Origin of the sequence: Streptobacillus ratti (genome assembly GCF_001891165.1) — a bacterium.
In the GTDB taxonomy this organism is placed as follows: Bacteria; Fusobacteriota; Fusobacteriia; order Fusobacteriales; family Leptotrichiaceae; genus Streptobacillus; species Streptobacillus ratti.
Window position 1 is genome coordinate 49,312 of record NZ_LKKW01000001.1, and the last position, 21,599, is coordinate 70,910.

Annotated in this window: 19 protein-coding genes; all 19 read left to right on the top strand. The window is 24.4% G+C overall.

The window, feature by feature from the left end; all coding sequences use genetic code 11:
- Position 1: 1 nt before the first annotated feature.
- Positions 2 to 199, top strand: a complete 198-nt coding sequence (gene xseB / locus BT993_RS00255) for an exodeoxyribonuclease VII small subunit (protein ID WP_072592674.1) — start codon at positions 2 to 4, stop codon at positions 197 to 199.
- Between the two features lie 3 nt (positions 200 to 202).
- Positions 203 to 1,051 carry a polyprenyl synthetase family protein gene (locus BT993_RS00260; RefSeq protein ID WP_072592675.1) on the top strand — a complete coding sequence of 283 codons (849 nt, stop codon included), beginning with the start codon at positions 203 to 205 and terminating at the stop codon, positions 1,049 to 1,051.
- Positions 1,051 to 1,800, top strand: coding sequence for a purine nucleoside phosphorylase YfiH/LACC1 family protein (locus BT993_RS00265; RefSeq protein ID WP_072592676.1), 750 nt, complete (start codon positions 1,051 to 1,053; stop codon positions 1,798 to 1,800). The genes BT993_RS00260 and BT993_RS00265 overlap by 1 nt, the downstream gene beginning before the upstream one ends.
- Before the next feature lie 339 nt (positions 1,801 to 2,139).
- On the top strand, positions 2,140 to 4,740 hold the full coding sequence (secA, locus tag BT993_RS00275; RefSeq protein WP_072592678.1) for a preprotein translocase subunit SecA: 2,601 nt from the start codon (positions 2,140 to 2,142) through the stop codon (positions 4,738 to 4,740).
- A 54-nt stretch (positions 4,741 to 4,794) separates the two neighbouring features.
- Positions 4,795 to 5,415 (top strand): hypothetical protein, encoded by a 621-nt coding sequence (locus BT993_RS00280; RefSeq protein WP_072592679.1) that lies wholly within the window; start codon positions 4,795 to 4,797, stop codon positions 5,413 to 5,415.
- Positions 5,416 to 5,662: 247 nt separating this feature from the next.
- Positions 5,663 to 6,640, top strand: coding sequence for a methionine ABC transporter ATP-binding protein (locus tag BT993_RS00285; RefSeq protein WP_072592680.1), 978 nt, complete (start codon positions 5,663 to 5,665; stop codon positions 6,638 to 6,640).
- Positions 6,637 to 7,281: a methionine ABC transporter permease gene (locus BT993_RS00290; RefSeq protein ID WP_072592681.1), complete on the top strand. Its 645-nt coding sequence runs from the start codon at positions 6,637 to 6,639 to the stop codon at positions 7,279 to 7,281. The genes BT993_RS00285 and BT993_RS00290 overlap by 4 nt, the downstream gene beginning before the upstream one ends.
- A 1-nt stretch (position 7,282) precedes the next feature.
- Positions 7,283 to 8,077 carry a MetQ/NlpA family ABC transporter substrate-binding protein gene (locus BT993_RS00295; RefSeq protein ID WP_072592682.1) on the top strand — a complete coding sequence of 265 codons (795 nt, stop codon included), beginning with the start codon at positions 7,283 to 7,285 and terminating at the stop codon, positions 8,075 to 8,077.
- 92 nt (positions 8,078 to 8,169) lie between these two features.
- Complete coding sequence (gene ytvI / locus BT993_RS00300; protein WP_072592683.1) at positions 8,170 to 9,273, top strand: sporulation integral membrane protein YtvI; 1,104 nt, start codon at positions 8,170 to 8,172, stop codon at positions 9,271 to 9,273.
- A 53-nt stretch (positions 9,274 to 9,326) separates the two neighbouring features.
- Positions 9,327 to 10,259 carry an endolytic transglycosylase MltG gene (gene mltG, locus BT993_RS00305; RefSeq protein ID WP_072592684.1) on the top strand — a complete coding sequence of 311 codons (933 nt, stop codon included), beginning with the start codon at positions 9,327 to 9,329 and terminating at the stop codon, positions 10,257 to 10,259.
- Positions 10,256 to 11,401 (top strand): SpoIID/LytB domain-containing protein, encoded by a 1,146-nt coding sequence (locus BT993_RS00310; RefSeq protein ID WP_072592685.1) that lies wholly within the window; start codon positions 10,256 to 10,258, stop codon positions 11,399 to 11,401. Before mltG ends, BT993_RS00310 begins: the two co-directional genes overlap by 4 nt.
- Position 11,402: 1 nt before the next feature.
- Complete coding sequence (gene tilS, locus BT993_RS00315) at positions 11,403 to 12,596, top strand: tRNA lysidine(34) synthetase TilS (protein ID WP_072592686.1); 1,194 nt, start codon at positions 11,403 to 11,405, stop codon at positions 12,594 to 12,596.
- Positions 12,586 to 14,640, top strand: coding sequence for an ATP-dependent zinc metalloprotease FtsH (gene ftsH / locus BT993_RS00320; protein ID WP_072592687.1), 2,055 nt, complete (start codon positions 12,586 to 12,588; stop codon positions 14,638 to 14,640). The genes tilS and ftsH overlap by 11 nt, the downstream gene beginning before the upstream one ends.
- Before the next feature lie 114 nt (positions 14,641 to 14,754).
- Positions 14,755 to 14,946 (top strand): 50S ribosomal protein L32, encoded by a 192-nt coding sequence (gene rpmF, locus BT993_RS00325; protein ID WP_012858663.1) that lies wholly within the window; start codon positions 14,755 to 14,757, stop codon positions 14,944 to 14,946.
- A gap of 210 nt (positions 14,947 to 15,156) precedes the next feature.
- Positions 15,157 to 17,496: an endonuclease MutS2 gene (locus tag BT993_RS00330; RefSeq protein ID WP_072592688.1), complete on the top strand. Its 2,340-nt coding sequence runs from the start codon at positions 15,157 to 15,159 to the stop codon at positions 17,494 to 17,496.
- A gap of 10 nt (positions 17,497 to 17,506) precedes the next feature.
- Positions 17,507 to 18,880: a cysteine--tRNA ligase gene (gene cysS / locus BT993_RS00335; RefSeq protein ID WP_072592689.1), complete on the top strand. Its 1,374-nt coding sequence runs from the start codon at positions 17,507 to 17,509 to the stop codon at positions 18,878 to 18,880.
- Complete coding sequence (gene mreB, locus BT993_RS00340; protein ID WP_072592690.1) at positions 18,881 to 19,924, top strand: rod shape-determining protein; 1,044 nt, start codon at positions 18,881 to 18,883, stop codon at positions 19,922 to 19,924. It abuts the gene before it with no gap.
- Position 19,925: 1 nt separating this feature from the next.
- Complete coding sequence (locus BT993_RS00345) at positions 19,926 to 20,810, top strand: hypothetical protein (RefSeq protein ID WP_072592691.1); 885 nt, start codon at positions 19,926 to 19,928, stop codon at positions 20,808 to 20,810.
- A 17-nt stretch (positions 20,811 to 20,827) separates the two neighbouring features.
- A complete protein-coding gene (gene murI / locus BT993_RS00350; protein ID WP_072592692.1) occupies positions 20,828 to 21,598 on the top strand; it encodes a glutamate racemase in 771 nt (256 codons plus the stop codon).
- Position 21,599: the final 1 nt, after the last annotated feature.

Below are 21,599 nucleotides of genomic sequence, written 5' to 3' on the forward strand. Positions count from 1 at the left end.
AATGGCTAAAAAAAATTTTGAAACAATTTTAGAAGAAATTAAAGAAAGTATAGATAAATTAGAAAGTTTTGATATATCTTTAGATGATTCTATAATTGAATATGAAAATGCTATTAAATTAATAAAAATGGCTGAAAAAAAATTAAAAGAAGTTGAAGGTAAATTAGAAGTAATAAAAATAAATGTTGAGAAAGAATAGTTTATGGAAAGTTATTTACAAAATATTAGAAAAAATATAGATGAAAATATAAGAAAAGTATTAAAAAAACATAAATCAATAAAAGAAATTGATGAAATGTTAGAATATGCTGTTCTTTTGGGTGGAAAAAGAATAAGACCATTAATTATGTATATACTTGCAGATTTATATAAAAAAGATAAAAAGTTTATAGAAAATGAAGCAGTTGCAATAGAATTAATACATGCTTATTCTTTAGTACATGATGATTTACCATGTATGGACAATGATATTTATAGAAGAGGAAATTTAACTGTTCATAAAAAATATGGAGAGGCAAATGCAGTTCTTGTAGGAGATGCTTTATTAACACTTGCTTTTTCAGTACTTGCAGAATCAGAATATTCTAATAAATATAGTATAATTGCCCTTTCATATTATTCAGGTCATAGAGGAATGATATTAGGACAGTATTTAGATTTATTAAGTGAAAATAAAACTGATATTAATTTTGATGAGTTGATGGAAATACATTTAAATAAAACTGCAATGCTTTTAATGGCAGCTATTGAGATAGCTTCTATTAGTTTATCCATAAATACAGAAGCTAGAAATGCTCTTAGAAAATATATATTGTATATTGGTTTGGCTTATCAGATACAAGATGATATTTTAGAAGCAGAATCTAGTTTTGAAAAGATTGGTAAAGAAAATACTGATGATAAAAATAATAAATCAACTTTTCCTAAAATATTAGGTTTAGAAAAATCTAAAATATTAAAAGAAAAATTTACAAATGATGCAATAGAAATAGTGAAAGATAATCAAAAATTAGTTGATTTTGCATATTATTTATTAAATAGGGAGTATTAATGTTTAAAGAAGAGAAAAAACTATATATCATAGATGAATTTTTAAAATATAATTGTATTGCTGTTTTTACAAAGAAAGAATTAGGAAATATGGCAGATTATATAAATAATGGTAATCCTAAAAATAATAGAGAAAATGCACTTTCTATATTAGGAATAAGCAATAAAAAAATTATTTTTGCTTCACAAAAACATACAAACAATATTATTGATATACCTAATGATGCTGATATTGAAAAATTGTTAAATATTAATAATGTTGATGGTTTTGTAACAATGAGAAAAGATGTTGCAATATTCACTTTTTATGCAGATTGTTTACCTATTTATATATTGGATAAAAAAAATGGAGCATATGGTTTAGCACATTCTGGTTGGGTAGGTACAATAAAGTTTGTAATACATAGATTAATCGATAAAATGATTAATACATATAACAGTAAAAAAGAGGACTTATTAATAGGTCTTGGTATAGGAATACATATTGATGATTATGAGGTAGGAATTGAATTTTTAGAGAATTTTAAAAATATCTTTCCAAATCATTTTCAAAAGTGTTTTAAAGAAATTAATGGTAAAATATTTTATGATAATACATTATTAAATAAATTATTAGCATTAGATTATGGAATATTAGAATCTAATATAATTGTAGATTATAGAGGAGTTAAAAAAGCTAATACATTTTCACATAGATTAGATAAAGAAAATATTGGAAGATCTGCTGCAATAATAACAATAAAGGAGTAAAATGCAACAAAAAAATAAGTTAATTTCTATTTTTATGCTTTCACTTTTACTTATAATGGTGAATAATAAAAGTTTGAATAATTCAGGAACTAATATTCACATTAATAAAATAATAACAAGCTTTTTAAAAATAGAAAAAAAAGAAAATAAAAATATAAATATAAAAAATAATATAGAAAAATTTTTTCTTAAAAATATAAAAATAATAAGAAAAAATAATATAATATTTTTTTGGAAAAATTTTTTTACTTATAATAAAATTTATGGTAGGAATAATTTAAAATATCTTGAATAGAAATTTCCTTTTTAAAATATATAAATAATAATAAAGGAGTAAAAATGAAAATAATAGATATAATTAATAAAATATTTGGTTCATCTGATGAAAAAATTATAAAAAAAATGAGAAAACAAGTTGAAAAAATTAATGAATTAGAACCAACTATGGAAGCATTAAGTGATGAAGAATTAAAAGCTAAAACAGAAAAATTTAAAAATAGATTAAAACAAGGTGAAACTTTAGATGACTTATTAGTTGAAGCTTTTGCCGTGGTTAGAGAAACTGCAAAAAGATTAACAGGTATGAGAATATATGATGTACAGTTAATAGGTTCAATGATAATACATAGTGGTAAAATTGCAGAAATGAAAACAGGTGAGGGTAAAACTCTGATGTCAACTTTAGCAATATATTTAAATGCTTTAACTGGAAAAGGAGTGCATGTAGTTACTGTAAATGATTATCTAGCTAAAAGAGATAGAGATACTATGTCGCATATTTATAGTTTTTTAGGTTTAACTTCAGGAGTAATAATAGCTAATTTAGATAATGAAACTAGAAGAGAACAATATAATTGTGATATAACTTACGGTACAAATAATGAATTTGGATTTGATTATTTAAGAGATAATATGGTTCATGATCCAAGTGAAAAGGTTCAAAGAGAACACAATTATGCTATAGTTGATGAAATAGATTCGATTTTAATAGATGAGGCTAGAACACCATTAATAATATCTGGTCCAGCAGAGGAAACAACACATTGGTATGATGTATTTGCTAATGTAGTATTAAGATTAAAGAGAAGCTATAAAACAGAAGAAATTAAAGATAAAAAGAATACTATTATTCCAGATGAAGATTGGGAAGATTATGAAGTTGATGAAAAAGCTAAAACAGTTACAATAACTGATAAAGGTATAAAAAATGTTGAAAAAATACTACAAATTGATAATCTTTATTCACCACAGTATGTTGAATTAACTCACTTTTTATCACAAGCTTTAAAAGCTAAGGAATTATTTAAAAGAGATAGAGATTATATTATTAATGAAAAAGATGAGGTTATTATAGTTGATGAATTTACTGGAAGATTAATGGATGGTAGAAGATATTCTGATGGATTACATCAAGCTATAGAAGCTAAAGAACATTTAAAAGTTGCAGGAGAAAACCAAACACTTGCAACAATTACATTACAAAATTATTTTAGAATGTATCAAAAATTATCTGGTATGACAGGAACTGCAAAAACTGAAGAAGAAGAATTTAAACAGATATATAAGCTTGGAGTAGTAGTTGTTCCAACTAATAAACCAGTAATAAGAAAAGATTTACCTGATGTAATATATCAAACTACTAGAGCTAAATATAGAGCTATAGTTAATAAAATTATAGAATTATTTGAAAAAGGACAACCTGTTTTAGTTGGTACTGCATCAATAGAACATTCAGAGTTACTTTCATCATATTTAACTAAAGCTAGAATACCTCATGAAGTATTAAATGCTAAATATCATGAAAGAGAAGCAGATATTATTGCACAAGCTGGTAGATATAAAAATGTTACGATTGCAACTAACATGGCAGGACGTGGAACAGATATTAAATTAGGTGGAGATCCAGATTCATTAGCAGTTAAGGTTGCAGAACGTGGAACACCAGAATATTATGAAGCTTATAAAACTTATGAAAAAGAATGTCAAGAAAATAAAGAAAAAGTTCTTGCAGCAGGAGGATTATTTATTCTAGGTACTGAAAGACATGAAAGTCGTAGAATTGATAATCAGTTAAGAGGAAGAGCAGGACGTCAAGGAGATACTGGAGCATCTGAATTTTATTTATCTTTAGAAGATGATTTAATGAGATTATTTGGTGGAGATAAACTTAAATCAATGATGAGAGCTTTAAATATACCTGAAGATGAAGATATTAGACATAAAAGAATATCTAAAGCTGTTGAAAATGCACAAAGAAGAATTGAAAGTAGAAATTTTTCTATAAGAAAAAGTCTTATTGAATATGATGATGTAAATAATAAACAAAGAGAAGTTATATATAAACAAAGAGATCAAATATTGTATAACGAAGAACTTAGAGAATTAATTTATGATATGATTGATAATACAGTTGTTTCTACTGTAGATGATATATTGGCAACTAATAATGCAGAATGGGATTTTGAAAATCTTAATTCAAAAATTTATGAAATATATGGATTTGACTTACCAGAATCTGTATATAAAGTTAAAAAATTAGATGAAGTTTACGATATATTATATAATGAAGTTAAAAATAGATATGATAATAAAGTATTGGAAATAGGAGAAGAACAATTTTCAAGAATTGAAAGATATATTATGCTTGAGGTGTTAGATCAAAAGTGGAGACAAAATTTAAAAGATTTAACTGAATTAAGAGAGGGAATAAATCTACAATCTTATGGACAAAAAAATCCTGTAAATGAATATAAAATATCAAGTACGGATGTGTATAATGATATGATAGATAGTATTAATAGAGAAACAACTTCTTTTCTGTTAAAATTAAAATTAAATATACCTGAAGAATTAACTACAGTAAATGAGGAAGTTTTTGAAGAAGAAAATGAAAGTTTTGAATTTAAGAGTAGAAGAGAAAGAATGGAAGAAAATGAATAAACTTAAAAAGAGAATTTTTTATAAATTCTCTTTTTACTTAAGAGGAGTGAAATTGTGATTAATAAAATTATAAAAAAAGAAGATATATATGAGGTTATGTATAATGAACTTTACTCTAAAAATGAAGATTTAATATTAAAGGAAGAAAAAGTTTTTGATACTTTATTAGAAGATGATAAAACAAAATTAAAGCAATTAGCAAAAATTAAATTTAAAATGAAAAAATATTTTTATGATATTCAATTTAAAAAACTTTTTGATGAATTTAATAATAATGATTTTGCTAAGTTACATACATTTACAACAAATAGTTTAAATAGGCTTGAAATAACAAAAGCAACAAAAGAAATAAGTAATGAAAATATGTTTAATTATCAGAGCATTATTATTCATTCAGATATATTAACGAATTTACAAAATAGATTAGTATGTGATAAAGGTTGTCCTCTTAATTCCTCTAAAGTAGAAGATGAATTAAGATTAAAAATTATACTTAATAATGATATAACATTAAATCAAAATGGAGAATACATATCATATGTTTTAGGAAATAAAATTTATGATTTTAATGTTAATGTTGTTAATGAAGAAAAGAATGATAAAGCATTTACAAATGTTAAATATACTTTTGATATAATAAATCATGATATTATTAGAATAATTAGTAAAGATTAATCATATTTAAAATATATACAATCATATATTATATATACTTGTAATTTATACAAATATATGATAATATAGCTTTATAGCGATTTTGGAGGATAAAAATATGATAAATAACGTAGTTACATTTGAAATGAATATGATGCACATGTGATAAAGCTTGTATCTTTTGGGTACAAGCAGTTTGTGTTTGTGCCTCGAATGTAACTAGTTAAGTCAGGCACTAAAGCCTGACTTTTTATTTTAAGGAGGAATAATGTCATACTTAACAATAGAAAATTTAAGTAAAAAATTTAATGAAAAATTAGCTGTTGATAATATTAACTTAGAAATATCAAAGGGAGAAATATTTGGTATAATTGGTTTATCAGGTGCTGGAAAATCAACCTTAATTAGAATGATAAATAAGTTGGAAAGTCCTACATTAGGAACTATTTTTCATGAAAATAAAGATATTTTTAAATTTAATGATGTAGAAACTAGAGAATATAGAAAAAAGACATCAATGATATTTCAAAACTTTAATTTATTATCATCAAGAACAGTGTTTGAAAATATAGCTTTACCTTTAGAAATATCAAAATTTTCAAAAAATGAAATTGATAAGAAAGTAAATGATTTACTTGTATTAGTTGGATTAGATAAGTTTAAAAATGAATATGTAAATAATTTAAGTGGAGGACAAAAACAAAGAGTAGCTATTGCAAGAGCTATTTCTACAGATCCTGATATATTATTGTCAGATGAATCTACTTCAAGCTTAGACCCTATAACATCTAATTCAATATTAGAATTATTAAAGGATATAAATAGTAAGTTGGGAATTACAATTATTTTAATAACACATCAAATGGAAGTTATTAAAAAAATATGTGATAGAGTTGCAGTTATGAAAGATGGAAAGTTAATAGAAGTGTCAACTGTAAAAGAGTTATTTATGAATCCTAAAACTAATTTTTCAAGAGAATTAATAAGTGATTTAAAAATAGAAGTACAAAAAGGAAAAGAAAATACTCTTAGTTTGATTTTTGATGGAGAACAGGCAGATAAACCATATGTTTCAGAGCTTACTAGAGAATTTAATTTAGATATTAATATATTGGGTGGTTCAATAGACACATTGGCAAGTGGTGTTAAAGTAGGACATTTAAATATAAGTATAGAAACAAATAATATAGATGAAATAATAAATTGGTTAGAAAATGTTGGAATTAAAGTAGAGGTGGTAAAATGATTATTAAAGCGATATTAGAAACTATATATATGATATTTATTTCAATAAGTATAGCAAGTATTATTGGATTGCCATTGGGGATTTTGCTTTCTATTACAAAAGAGGGGTCTATTTCAGAAAATAGAACTTTAAATAAAATTCTTGATTTGGTAATAGTTAATATAACAAGATCTATACCATTTGTAATTTTAATTGTACTTTTAATTCCATTATCAAGATTGATAGTAGGTAAATCATATGGTACAACTGCATTCATTATTCCTTTATCTATAGGAACAGCACCATTTGTAGCTAGAATTATAGAAAACTCGTTAAATGAAGTTAGTTATGGTTTAATAGAGGCAGGTATTTCAATGGGAGCGACTAATAAAGATATAGTGTTTAAGATATTAATACCTGAGGCAATACCTTCAATAATTAATGGATTAACTTTAACTTTAATTTCACTTGTTGGTTTTTCTGCTATTGCGGGTATAGTTGGTGGTGGAGGATTAGGCAACTTAGCTGTTATTGAAGGATTTCAAAGAGGTAATTATAAATTAATGTATTTATCAACATTTATATTGATAATCATGGTTCAAATAATACAATTTGTTGGAACTAAAATAGTAAAATTTATTGAAAAGAAAAGAGGTAGATAATATGTTTAAAAAAATAATATTAGCATTATTAACATTTATTTTAATATCGTGTACTGGTGGAAAAGGGAGCGATGAAAATACACAGAAATTAGTTTTAGGAGTTTCTCCAATTCCACATCAAGAAATAGTAGAATTTATTAAAGATGATTTAAAAGCTCTTGGAGTAGACCTTGAAATAGTAGTATTTAATGATTATGTTCAACCTAATATATCATTAAAAGATGGAAGTATAGATGCTAACTATTTTCAACATATTCCATATATGGAATCATTTGGCAAAGAAAATAATATAGATATGGTTAGTGCAGGAGCAGTGCATTTAGAACCTTTAAAAGCATATTCAAATGTAGTTAAGGATATAAATGATATAAAGGAAAAATCAGAAATTTTAATACCCAATGATCCTACAAATAGAGGAAGAGCTTTATTGTTATTAGATGCTTCAGGTTTAATTAAATTAAATAGTAGAGAAAAATTAGATGCAAATATTTCTGATATTATAGAAAATCCTAAAAATTTAGTAATTACAAGTTTAAATTCAGAACAAATAGCACCAAGATTATCTGAGGTTACACTAGCAATTATTAATACAAATAATGCTTTGGCATCAGGTATAACAGGAGATAAAGCTGTAATAATTGAAGATAAAAATTCGCCTTATGTTAATATAATTACAGTTTTAAAAGGTAAAGAAAATGATGATAAAATACAAAAATTAATTAAGGTATTACAAACAGATAAAGTAAAACAATTTATAATTGAAAAATATAATGGAGAAGTAGAGGTTGGATTTTAATTAAATATAATAAGACTAAGCTAAATTAAATTGACTTAGTCTTTTTTGTTTAGTATAATTAATGTATATAAATAAGAAGTGAGTGTGATGAAATGGAAAACAAACAAGAATTTACGTTAAAAAGATTTTTACCATTAATATACATGATAACAGTTATATTAATAGCATTTATTGCTTTTAAAGCCTCTTTATATTTATTGCCATTTGTTATTGCATTCATGGTAGTTACAGTAACTAGAAAACCTGTTAATTTTTTAGTAAACAAGTTTAATTTCAGTCATAGAATATCAAATATAATAGTAATACTACTGTTTTATTTAATAATACCTGTAATATTAATATTATTATTTATTAGATCATATAATGAAATATATAATCTTTCAAATTGGTTGATAAAAAATTCTAGTACTTTTAGAAATATTGGGTTTGAATTATCAGAAAGATATGGGTTTCTTGAAAGAGTATTGCCGTCAGTTGCGGTAATACCAATTAAGAATTTAATAGCAATGTTACTTAGTAAATTAACTAATTTAGGATTTATAATTGCTAACTATGTTTTATCTTTAACGTTAAAATTACCGGCATTGTTTATACATGTTATAATAACTGTTACAGCAACATTTTTAATGGCTGGAGATATAAAAATAGTTCATAATTTTTTTGAACAACAGTTTCCAAAAAGTTGGTTAGAAAAAGTTAAGCAAATTAAAGTTAATGTAGTTGAAGTAGCTTATCAATATTTAAAAGCACAATTAATATTAATATCATTATGTTTTACAGAACTAATAGTTGGATTAAGTATAATAAATATATTTGTTAGTTCTATAAATTATGTTTTTTTAATATCAACACTTATAGCGTTATTTGATGCTTTACCAATATTTGGTGCTGGAGGAATTTTAGTGCCATGGACAGTTTATTGTCTTGTAACTGGTAATTATTTCTTAGGTTTATCAATTCTATTTTTATATCTATTTATTGCTGGAATGCGTATGACATTAGAACCACGTATTTTAAGTAAAAACTTAAGTATAAATCCACTTTTATCATTGATTTCATTATTTATTGGTTTTAAAATGTTTGGAGTAGTTGGATTCTTATTTGGTCCGATAATTTTAACTATTGTTATAATATTATTTAAAGAAGAAATTAATAAAGGATTTTTTAAGATACTTGCTGGAGAATATGTTGAATAATTATATATAAATATACATATCAAATGATATGTATATTTTAATAAAGGAGAAAAATGAAAAAGAAAATTATAATACCATTAGTATTTTTATTACCTTTAACTTATTCTATTGTAGATTTGAAATTTAATAAAAAAGAAGTTAAAGAAAAAGTAATAACTATAGATAAAGGTGATACAATAAAAAAAATATATGCTAAATTTAATTTCAGATATAATATATTTGATAGAATTTATTTGAAATTTAATCCCAATTTATCTAACATTAAAGAAGGGAAATATAAATTTGAAGATAAAAATATATCTAAATATATGTTATTAAAAGTACTACAAAATCCATATGTAGATAATGTTGTTTTGACTATACCAGAGGGCTTTACTCAAGAAAAAGTTCTTGCTAGAATTGAAAAATTAGGTCTTGCAACAAGACAAGAAATGATAGAAGCTTTTAATAATGTTGATTTTCCATACTATCATGAAAAAGATAATTTTGATGGATATCTATATCCAGAAACATATTTAATTCAGAAAGGTACAAAACCATTAGAGATAGCAAAAACTATATTAGGTGAGTTTAAAAAACATTTTCCGTCAAAAAATTATCCAGATAAAAAGAAATTTTATGATGATATTAAATTAGCTTCTATAGTGGAATTTGAAACAGGAGAGTTTGAACACAAGGCAAAAGTTGCAGGTGTTTTCAAAAAAAGGTTAAGGATAAATATGTTACTTCAATCTGATGCTACATTAAAATATGAATTAGGTAGAATGGCATATAGAAAAGAATTGATGGAAAGTAAATCATTATACAATACATACAAACATAAAGGATTGCCACCTACACCAATATGTAATCCATCAAAAGAAACAATAATAGAAACAATTAATGCAAAAGAAGATAAATATTTATTTTTCTTTATGAATGGAAAAGATACTTATTATTCAGAAACTCATGAAGAACATTTAAGAAAGAGAAGATCATTAAAATGAAAAAATTAAGATTAATATTTTTACTTTTACTTATATTTTCATGTTCAAATATAGAAAAAGTAGATTATAAAATAATAAAAGACAATGATGTTGTAGTTACTAAAGAAAAAACATTAAGTGATGATATAAGAGTAAAATTAACTAATTTAGAAACTAAAACCCTATATTTTGAATTAGATGATAATATGTTAATAAATGAAGAATATCCACAAGATTTAAAGTTTACTTTAGAAGCAATAGATAATAAAATATATATGAATGGAAAAATATATGATGAAATTAAAATTACAAATAAGAATGGTATAATGAAAATTGATAAATATGCTTTTTATGGAGATATGTATATTAAGGCTATTGATTCTAAGTTGGTATTAATAAATACTTTAAATATGGAAAAGTACTTAATAGGTGTAATTCCTTATGAAATGCCAGCTTCTTTTCCATTAGAAGCTTTGAAAGCTCAAACTGTAATTGCAAGAAGTTATGCTTCCAGAAATATTTTGAGAAATAGAAAAGAATTTGATGTTTATGATAGTGTTTCATCACAGGTTTATAAAGGTATATCAAATAAAAATATTGAAAATGTAAAAAAAGCTATTGAAGAAACAAACGGAGAAGTAATAGTCCATAATAATAAAATAATAGATGCAGTTTTTCATTCATATAGTGGAGGATATACTGCAAGTGGTAAAGAAGTATGGGGAAATGATGTTCCTTATTTACAAGCTATTGAAGATAATTATTCTAAAGATGTACATTCATCTGTACTTACATGGGAATATATGATAGATAATAAGACTATTATGGATAAAATAGGATTTAAAATATTTGATTTTGATATTTATTATACTGATAGTAATAGAGTTTCAAAATTAATATTATATAATGAAGATAAAAGTAAGGAAATGTCTTATACGGGTAATAATTTTAGAAAAGAATTTTCACTTTCTAAAATAAAATCTACTTCATTTACATTAGATATTAGAGATGATGGAATAAATATTATCGGTTCAGGATATGGACATGGTGTAGGGTTTTCGCAGTGGAGTTCAAGATCCATGGCTGTAGATTATAAAATGTCATATATAGATATTATTAAATTTTTCTATAAGGATGTGGAAGTAGTAAAGAAAGGAAAATAAAATGTTTAGAAATTTTATTGAGGAAAATAATTTAATTAACAAAAATGATAAAATTTTAATAGCTTTTTCTGCTGGACCAGATTCAGTATTCCTTTTAGAAAAATTATTAGAAATAAAAGAAGAATACAATTTAGAATTACATTTAGGATATGTAAATCATAATTTTAGAGATGATGTGCATAAGGATATAGAGTTAGTAAAAAATATTGCAAATAAATACAATTTAAAATATTCTATTTTAGATATTAAATTAGAAAAATTTAGTGAAGAAAAAGCAAGGGAATTAAGATATTCAGTTTTAAAAGATTTAAAAGAAAAAATAAAATTTACAAAAATTGCAACAGGTCATAATAAAACCGATAATGCTGAAACCATTATTTTTAGAATAATAAGAGGGACAGGACTAAACGGTCTATCAGGAATAAAAGTTAAAAGAGATGATATTATTAGACCAATATTATATATTTCAAAAAATGATATACTTAAACAAGTATATAATGAATATATAATAGATAAAACAAATCTTGAAAATAACTATAGTAGAAATAAAATTAGAAATTTAGTTTTTCCTGTATTAGAAGAAATTAATTCTAAATATGTAGATAATATAGTTAAAATTCATAAGAATGTTATAAATACAAATGATGAGAAATATGAATATATTTTGAATAGTTTAAATGAGAAAAATATAAGTTTAAATACAAAAAAAATTGAACAAATATATAGTATTTTAGACAAAAAAGAAACTAAAATTATAGATTTAGGAAATGAATATATTTGGTATAAGTCATATGATAATAATAAAATATTAAAAAAAATTGATTTAGAAAAAAAGTCTGAAAATACTATACTTACCTTAAATAATGAAATCGAATTTAATGGATTTAAAGTAGGTTATGTCGATGCAACTAGGCTTGAAAAAATATCAAATAAAATGTATAATGTACTTAGTTTAGATACTTTTGATGAATATTCTACATTTGTTGTTAGAACAAGAATAAATGGAGATAAATTAGACAATAAAAAGTTGAAAAAATTATTTATAGATAATAAAATTGATAAAATAGAAAGAGATAAAATGCCCATAGTCGTATATGAAAATATAGTAGTATTGGCAGGTGATTTTTTTAAAACAAGAGAAAAAGGATCTATAAATAAATATTACGTATATATTAGGAGAAATGATGGAAGATAAAAATATTAAAGATGATGATGTTCTTGATGACAAAAAAGAAAATCAAGAAGATGTTCAAAATAAAGAAGAAAATAATGAAGAAGAAACACCTAAAAAAATAAAGAAAAAGGTGTATATTTCTGATGATGAAAATGCAGAAGAAATTAAAAAAAGAATAGAAAGTTTAAAAAGTAAAAATAATAATATTACTTTTAGAGTTAAACCACCTATATTCTTTTTATTAATACTAGTAATAATTTCTACAGTTTTTTATTTTTATGGGAATAAAACTCCTTTATTTGAAGAAAGACGTGAAATTAGTTATACACAATTTGTAACTAAAGTTAAACAGGGAGATATTACTGAAATTAGAGAAAGCCAAGAAAAATTAACTGGTATAAAAAAAGTTGCTGGAAAGGTAGAAGTTTTTGAAACTAATAAACTGACTGATAGATTGGGTCAAGATACTTACCTTATGGAAATTTCAAAAGAAAAGAATGTTAATATTGTTGTATTAGGGACACCAGTATCTACGATAATAATACGTGCTATCTTTAGTTTTGCTCCATTATTTATACTACTATTACTTTTCTACTTTATTAATAAGAGAATGATGGGTTCTTCTGGTGGAGGAATAGGTAATCCGTTTAATATTGGAAAAGGTAAAGGGAAGATAAGCGAAAGACCAAATGTTAAATTTTCTGATGTTGCAGGATTAACAGAAGAAAAAGAAGAGTTAAAGGAAATAGTAGAATTTTTAAAAAATCCAGCAAGATTTGAGAAAGCTGGAGCAAGAGTTCCTAAAGGTGTTTTATTATTAGGTGAACCAGGTACAGGTAAAACATTACTTGCAAAAGCTGTTGCTGGTGAATCTGAAGCAGCCTTTTTCCCTATTTCAGGTTCTGAATTTATAGAACTTTATGTTGGTGTTGGAGCTTCACGTGTTAGAGAATTATTTAAAGATGCTAAAAAAGAATCTCCTGCTATCATATTTATAGATGAAATAGATGCTGTTGGTAGAAGAAGAGGACAAAATAAAAATGGTGGTGGAGGTAATGAAGAAAGAGAACAAACTCTAAACCAATTATTAGTTGAAATGGATGGATTTGATACAGACCAAAGAATTATTGTAATGGCAGCTACAAATAGATCAGATGTTTTAGATCCAGCTCTATTAAGAGGTGGAAGATTTGATAGAAGAATTGAGGTTTCAAGACCTGATGTTAAAGGGAGAACTGAAATACTTAAAGTTCATAGTAGAAATAAGAAATTAGCATCTGATGTAAAATTAGAAGATATAGCTAAAATTACTCCAGGATTTGTAGGGGCTGATTTAGAAAATCTATTAAATGAAGCAGCTATTCTTGCAGCAAGAAGAAATAGTGATGAAGTTACTATGGAAGACTTAGATGAAGCAGTAGATAAAGTAGGAATGGGATTAGGACAGAAAAGTAAAATAATCTCAAAAAGAGATAAGGATATGTTAGCATATCATGAAGGTGGACATGCCTTAGCTGCGACTTTAATACCGGGTGCAAATAAAGTACATAAGGTTACAATAATACCACGTGGAGATGCTGGAGGATATATGATGCCTTTACCTGAAGAAACTTTAGGTAAAACTAGAAAACAAATACTTGCTGAAATAAATGTATTATTTGCTGGAAGAGCTGGAGAAGAATTAATGATGGATGATATTGCAACTGGTGCATATTCAGACATTAAAAGAGCGACTGAACTTGCAAAATTACTAATTTCTAGTGTTGGTATGAGTGAACTTGGACCAATAAATTACGAACATTCAGATAATGGATTTGTATTAAGCTCAGATTTAAGTAATGAAACAGCTAGAGAAATAGATTTAGAAGTTAGAAAATTATTGAAATTTAAATATGAAGAAACATTAAATTTATTGAAAGCTAATAAAGATACATTAGAAAATATAGCTACATTGTTAAAAGAAAAAGAAACTGTTACTGGTTCTGAAATTAGAGCATTGGTTTCAGGTTTATCAGTAAATGAAGTATTAGAACTTGATGATGAACAGTTAGAAAAATATTATTAATATATAATGTAATGCCTTGACAAAGTTATAAAAATTTTGTAAAATGGATTGTATTAATACAAAATTACATGTAATGACATAATTACAATTAAATTATGTAGAAAGGAGCTCAAAATGGCAGTACCTAAGAAAAGAACATCAAAAGCAAAAAGAAATATGAGAAGAGCACATGATTCAATAAATGCTCCACAATTTGTTGTTGAAGCAAATGGTAGTGTAAGAAGACCTCACAGATTAAATCTTGAAACAGGTGAATATAGAGGAAGAAGAGTACTAAAAGCGTCAGCAGAAGAAATAGTTGAATAGATAAAAATTAATAAAAAAAGTTATTTTTAAACTATATAAGAACAACAGTCTAATTTTAAAGGACTGTTTTTTTATTTTCTTAAAAAATATAATTTAAAATATTGCAATTTTTGTTGTATTTTCAAATATTTTAGCCATTTTCTATATATTCACAAAACATGTAAAATGTGATATAATTTAAAATTATAGAGTATGATGAGGGGTAATGTTATGAATAAGAAATATGAAGTATTAGAGTATCATAAAATACTTAATAATTTAATAGATAAATCAAAATTAGAATCAACTAAAGAAAAATTTATAGATTTAAAAATGTTTAAAGAAAAAAGTGAATTAGATAAAGAATTTTCCATATTACAAGATTTGATTGATTTTTATAAATTCGATGATGGGTTTGATTTAAGTCAATTATCAAATATAGGCAGATTTTTAAAATTAATATCAATATTTGGTAATTATTTAGAGGCTGATGAATTACATGAATTAAGAAAAAATTTAATAGTTTATAGAATATCTAAATCAAGAGCTAAAAATGTGAGAGATAAATATAAGCAAATATGGAATATATTTAAAGATTTAAATGATTTAAAGGATATTGAGAATTTTATAAACGAAGTAGTAGATGATAACGGTAATATAAAAGATGATGCTAGTTTAACTTTAATTGATATTAGAAAACAAAAAAATATTATTTTCAACAATATAAAAGAAAAATTTGAAACATTAATAAATAATAAAGATACGCAAAGAGCAGTGCAAGATAAAATTATTACTAAAAGAAATGAAAGATATGTTATTGCTATAAAAACAGATTTTAAAGGATTAGTAAGAGGTATAGAACATGACAGATCATCAACGGGTTCTACATCATTTATAGAACCTTTAAATGTAGTATCATTAAATAATAAATTAAGGGAATATGAGGCAAGAGAGAAAGAAGAAGTAAGGAAAATACTTTTAAGATTAACAGAGATACTTAGAGGTAGATTAGAAGATTTACAAATTACTCAGAGTGTATTAGAAAGAATTGATTTTTTAAATTCTAAGGTTGAGTATGCTTTAGAAACAAAATCTAATATTCCTAAAATAGTTAATCATACTAAAATATATTTAGAAGATGCAAGGCATCCTTTTATAGATAAGGATAAAGTAATACCATTAACTTTTGATTTAGATGAAAATGATAAAGTTATGTTAATTACTGGTCCAAATACAGGTGGTAAAACAGTAACATTAAAGGTTGCAGGACTGTTTACTTTAATGGCATTATCTGGTTTAGCGATACCAGCGAGTGAAAAATCTATAATAGGTATGTTTGATAATGTTTTATCTGATATAGGAGATGAGCAAAGTATAGAACAGAACCTATCATCTTTTTCTTCTCATGTTAAATCAATTTCAGATATATTAAATGAAGCAACTTCAAAATCTTTAATATTATTAGATGAATTAGGTTCAGGGACAGATCCAAGTGAGGGGTCAGCATTTGCAATGGCGATAATTGATCATATTCTTGAAAGAAAAATAAAAGCACTTATAACAACACATTATAGTGAAGTTAAGGCTCACGCATATACACATGATAAAATAAAATCAGCATCTATGGAGTTTAACCCTGAAACTTTATCTCCAACATACAGATTGTTAGTAGGTATACCTGGTGAATCAAATGCTTTAATAATAGCATCAAAATATGGTATAGCTAAAGAAATTATTGAAAATGCTAAATCATATATTAGTGAAGATAATAGAAAAGTTGAAAAAATGTTAGCTTCAATAAAAGAAAAAAATGATAATCTTGAATTAATGAATCTTGAGGTTGAAAAACTTAAACAAGAACTTGCTGAAGTTAAAAATGATTATGAAAATAAGTTAGCTGAGTTTGAAAAAGAGAAAAATAATATTTTAAAAGATACATATAAAAAAGCTGATAACTATATTAAAGATATGCAAAATAAGGCAAAGGCTTTAGTTGATAAAATTAATTCAGATAATGTAAAAAAAGAAGAGGCTAAAACATTACAAAAAAATATAAATATGATAAGACAATATATAGAAGATAGTAAAAAAGAAAATATTGTTGAAAAGAAACATATAAAATCTAATTTAAAATTTGAAATAAATGAAGAAGTTTTAGTAAAAACATTAAATCAAGTTGGAAAAGTACTTAGAATTATTCCAGAAAAAGAATCTTTACAAGTTCAAGCAGGTATTTTAAAAATAACTGTTGCCTTTGAAGATGTTACTAAGATACCTAAGAAAAAAAATAATCGTTTAACTAATGTAGTTAATGCAAAAGTTACTCATGTTAAAGGTGAAATTGATGTTAGAGGTAAAATGGCAGAAGAAGCAATAGAAGAAATAGAAATATATTTTAATAGAGCTATTTTAAATGGATTTACTACTGTTGCAATTATACATGGAAAAGGGACTATGGTTCTTAGAAAGAAAATACATGAATACCTTAAAAAATCTGTTTATGTTTCAGAATTTAAAGATGGTCATCCTAGTGAGGGTGGACTTGGTATTACTATAGTAACACTGAAATAGAGGAGAAAAAATGAAGATATATAATAGTTTAAATAATAAATTAGAAAAATTTATACCTATTAATAATAGCAAAGTTGGAATATATGTATGTGGACCAACAGTATATAACTATATACATTTTGGAAATTCAAGACCTGTTATAGTTTTTGATACACTTGCAAGACATTTTATAAATCAAGGTTATGAAGTTTCATTTGTTCAAAATTTTACAGATATAGATGATAAAATAATTAATAAAAGTATAGAAGAAAATATTACATTTGAAGAAATTTCAAAAAAATATATAGATGCTTTTATGGAAGATATTTCTAAATTAAATATACTTGATATAGTAAAAAGACCAAAAGTAAGTGAATATATACCTGAAATTATAAAAATGATAGAGGGACTTATTGATAAGGGATATGCGTATATTTCAGATGGTGATGTTTTATTTAGAGTTAATAAATATTCAGAATATGGTAAATTATCTAATCAAAGATTAGAAGATTTATCGGTGGGTGTAAGAATTGATAAAGATGATAAAAAAGAAAATCCTCTTGATTTTGTATTGTGGAAAAAGAAAAAAGAAAATGAGCCTTACTGGGATTCACCTTTTTCTAAGGGTAGACCGGGTTGGCATATTGAATGTTCGGCAATGAGCAGAGAATTTTTAGGAGATAATTTTGATATACATGCTGGAGGAATAGATTTATTATTTCCACATCATGAAAATGAAAGTGCACAAAGTGTTTGCTTCTGTAATGAAAAATCTTCTTTTGCAAACTATTGGATGCACAATGGATTTTTAGAAATAAATGGTGAAAAAATGAGTAAATCTTTAGGAAATTTTATTACATTAAGAGAAGTTTTAAATAATTATTCAGGAGATGTAATTAGATTTTTCATGTTATCAACACATTATAGAAAACCTATAAATTATTCTATAGAAAATTTAGAAATATCTAAAAAGACTTTAAATTCAATAATAGATAGTATTGATAGATATAAGAAAGTAGTAGTTGATAATAATTCAAATGATGAGATAAAAAAAGAAATAATTGAGTTTGAATCAGCTTTTAATTCAGCATTAAATGATGATTTAAATACTCCTTTAGCAATATCTTGTATACATGATTTAATTAAAAAAACTAATAGACATTTAAATTCATCAGTATTTAAAGAAATTACATTAGTAATTGAAGTTTTAGAAAAATATATAATTAATATTTTGGGGATAAAAATGGAAAAAGATAAAAATGATGTGCTAAGTGAAAATTTAATAGAATTATTAAATAAAATTAGAGAAGATGCTAGAATGAATAAAAATTATGAATTATCTGATATGATACGTGATGAACTGTTAAAATTAGGAATTAAAACAGTTGATAGGAAGGTAAAATAAATGTTTAAGAAAAATTTTATAAAAAGAATAATAAGATCTCTTAGAATAAATAAGAGTATATCTATAGATTTAGGTACTGCTAATATTCTAATTTATGATAAACAAGAAGATAAAATAGTTTTAAATGAACCATCAGTTTTGGCAAGAGATAGAAAAACTGGAAAAGTTATTGCAGTTGGTAAAGATGCAAGAGAAATGTTAGGAAAAACACCTGATAGTATAGAAGCTATTAAACCACTTAAAGATGGTGTAATTGCTGATTTAGATGCAACTCGTGAAATGCTTTCTCATTTCATGTATAAAATATATGGAAGTTCAATATTTAAACCAGAAGTAATGATTTGTGTTCCTTTAGAAGTTACCCCTGTAGAAAGAAAAGCTTTATTTGATTCTGTTAGTGGTGCAAAAAAAATATATATAATAGAAGAGGGAAGAGCGGCTATTATTGGTTCTGGAATTGATATATCAAAACCATCTGGTAATATGGTTATAGATATTGGTGGAGGTTCAACTGATGTTGCTATACTTTCATTAGATGAGGTTATAGCTTCAAAATCTATAAGAGTTGCTGGTAATAAGTTTGATGAAGATATAGTAAGATATGTAAGAAATAAATACAACTTATTAATTGGTGATAGAACAGCTGAAAAAATTAAAAAAGAATTAGCGACTGCTATGTATGAAAAAGAACCTAAGTTAATGACTATTAAAGGTAGACAATTAGAAGTTCAAACTCCTGTTTCTTTAGAAATAGATTCTAATGAAGTATATGAGGCAATAAAATCATCGCTTTTTTCAGTAATTAATGCAGTTAAAGAAGTACTAGAAAAATCACCACCTGAATTAGCTGCTGATATTTTAGATAATGGAATTGTAATGACTGGTGGAGGCTCTATGATTAAAAATTTCACAACTTTAGTAGAGCAAGAAGTAAAAGTAAAGGTATATTTATCAGAACATCCATTAGATTCAGTTGTTCTTGGTGGAGGAAAAGCGTTTGATAATAAGAATTTATTAAAAACATTACAAATGAGAGAGAATTAATATGGAAATATTTAAAAATGAAATATTAAATCTAAAAAAAAGTGGAACTTTTATGCTTTTTGCAGATAATAGAATATCTTTAATAGAAAATGCTAAAATATTTACATCTATGTTACTTAATGAGTTTAATACAGATATATTAACTCATCCAGATGTAAGTTATTATTCTGAATTAAAGATTGATGATGTAAGAGAAATAATAATTGGTTCAGTTGAAAGTCCATATATTTCTGATAAAAAAATATATATTATCGATTCAATTGAAATAACAAAAAAAGAACCTTTAAACGCATTGTTGAAAGTAATAGAAGAACCACCACAGAATGTTTTTTTCATATTACTTACTAGGAGATTAGAAATACTTGAAACTGTTAAGTCTAGGTCAATAATATTAAATTTAAACTTAATTTTAGATACTAAAATTATAGAAAAAAATTTAGATATGTTTAACTTTTTAGAAAATAATATTGATTATTTAAATATGTATATCAGTAAAAAAGATTCAATTGATTTAGAAGTATATAAAATTAATAGTTTAGAAGAGATTATACATTCTATTAAGAATTATTTTAATGAAACAAATATATTTACAGTTATATCATATCAATATGCGATAGATTATTTAATAAAAAATATTATATTTATGAAAGAAATTGATGTAATAATTTTAAAAGATGAGATATTGTCTATATTGTTAGTAAGTAACGATAATAAAAAGAGTAGAGATAGAATAAAAATATTTATGAATACTTGTATAAATAAATATTCTAAATTTAAAAGCTTAAATCATCTTGAAGAGCTTTTAGAATATAAGTTAGCGATAAATTCTAATGTAAGTTTAAAAACATTAATGTTTTTATTTATTGATACTTTATCAAAAAATTAAAGAAAATGGAGACAAATATGTCTATAGGAATTTTTGATTCAGGTATGGGTGGAATAACTGTATTAAATGAAATTAGAAAACAATATCCAAATATTGATATTCATTTTTTCGGTGATACAGCTAGATTACCATATGGAGAAAAAAGTAAAGATGAAATAATTAAATACTCAAGTGAAATAGTTGAGTTTTTATTAACAAAAAAAGTTGAATTAATTGTTGTTGCATGTAATACTGCGACTTCACTTGCACTTGATGAAATAAAAGAAAAATACGATATTAATATTATTGGAGTAATTGATGCAGGAGTAGAGGGTGTTATAAATAATAAAAGTAAAAATGTAGGTTTGATTGCAACTACTGCTACAGTAAATTCTAAAAAATATACACAGAGTTTAAATAATATTAATTCAAAAATAAAAGTGATAGATCAACCTTGCCCTTTATTAGTACTAGCTATAGAAAATGGAAATATTAAAGGAAAAGATATTGATAATTTAATAAATAAATATGTTGATGATATGAGTAAAGAAATTGATACCCTTGTATTAGGATGTACACATTATTCTATTTTAAAAGAAAAAATAAAATCTCTTTATTCTAATATTGATATAATTGATCCATCAGTTGAGATTGTAACAATTATTAATAATAGTGATTTAATAAAAAATAAAAATGAAAATTCTCAAACATTTTTTTATGTTTCAGGAAATAAAGAAAAATTTAAGAATAATTTGAGAGATATTTTTTATGTTGAGTCCGATAATATTATTGAAATAAAAGGAGAATAAA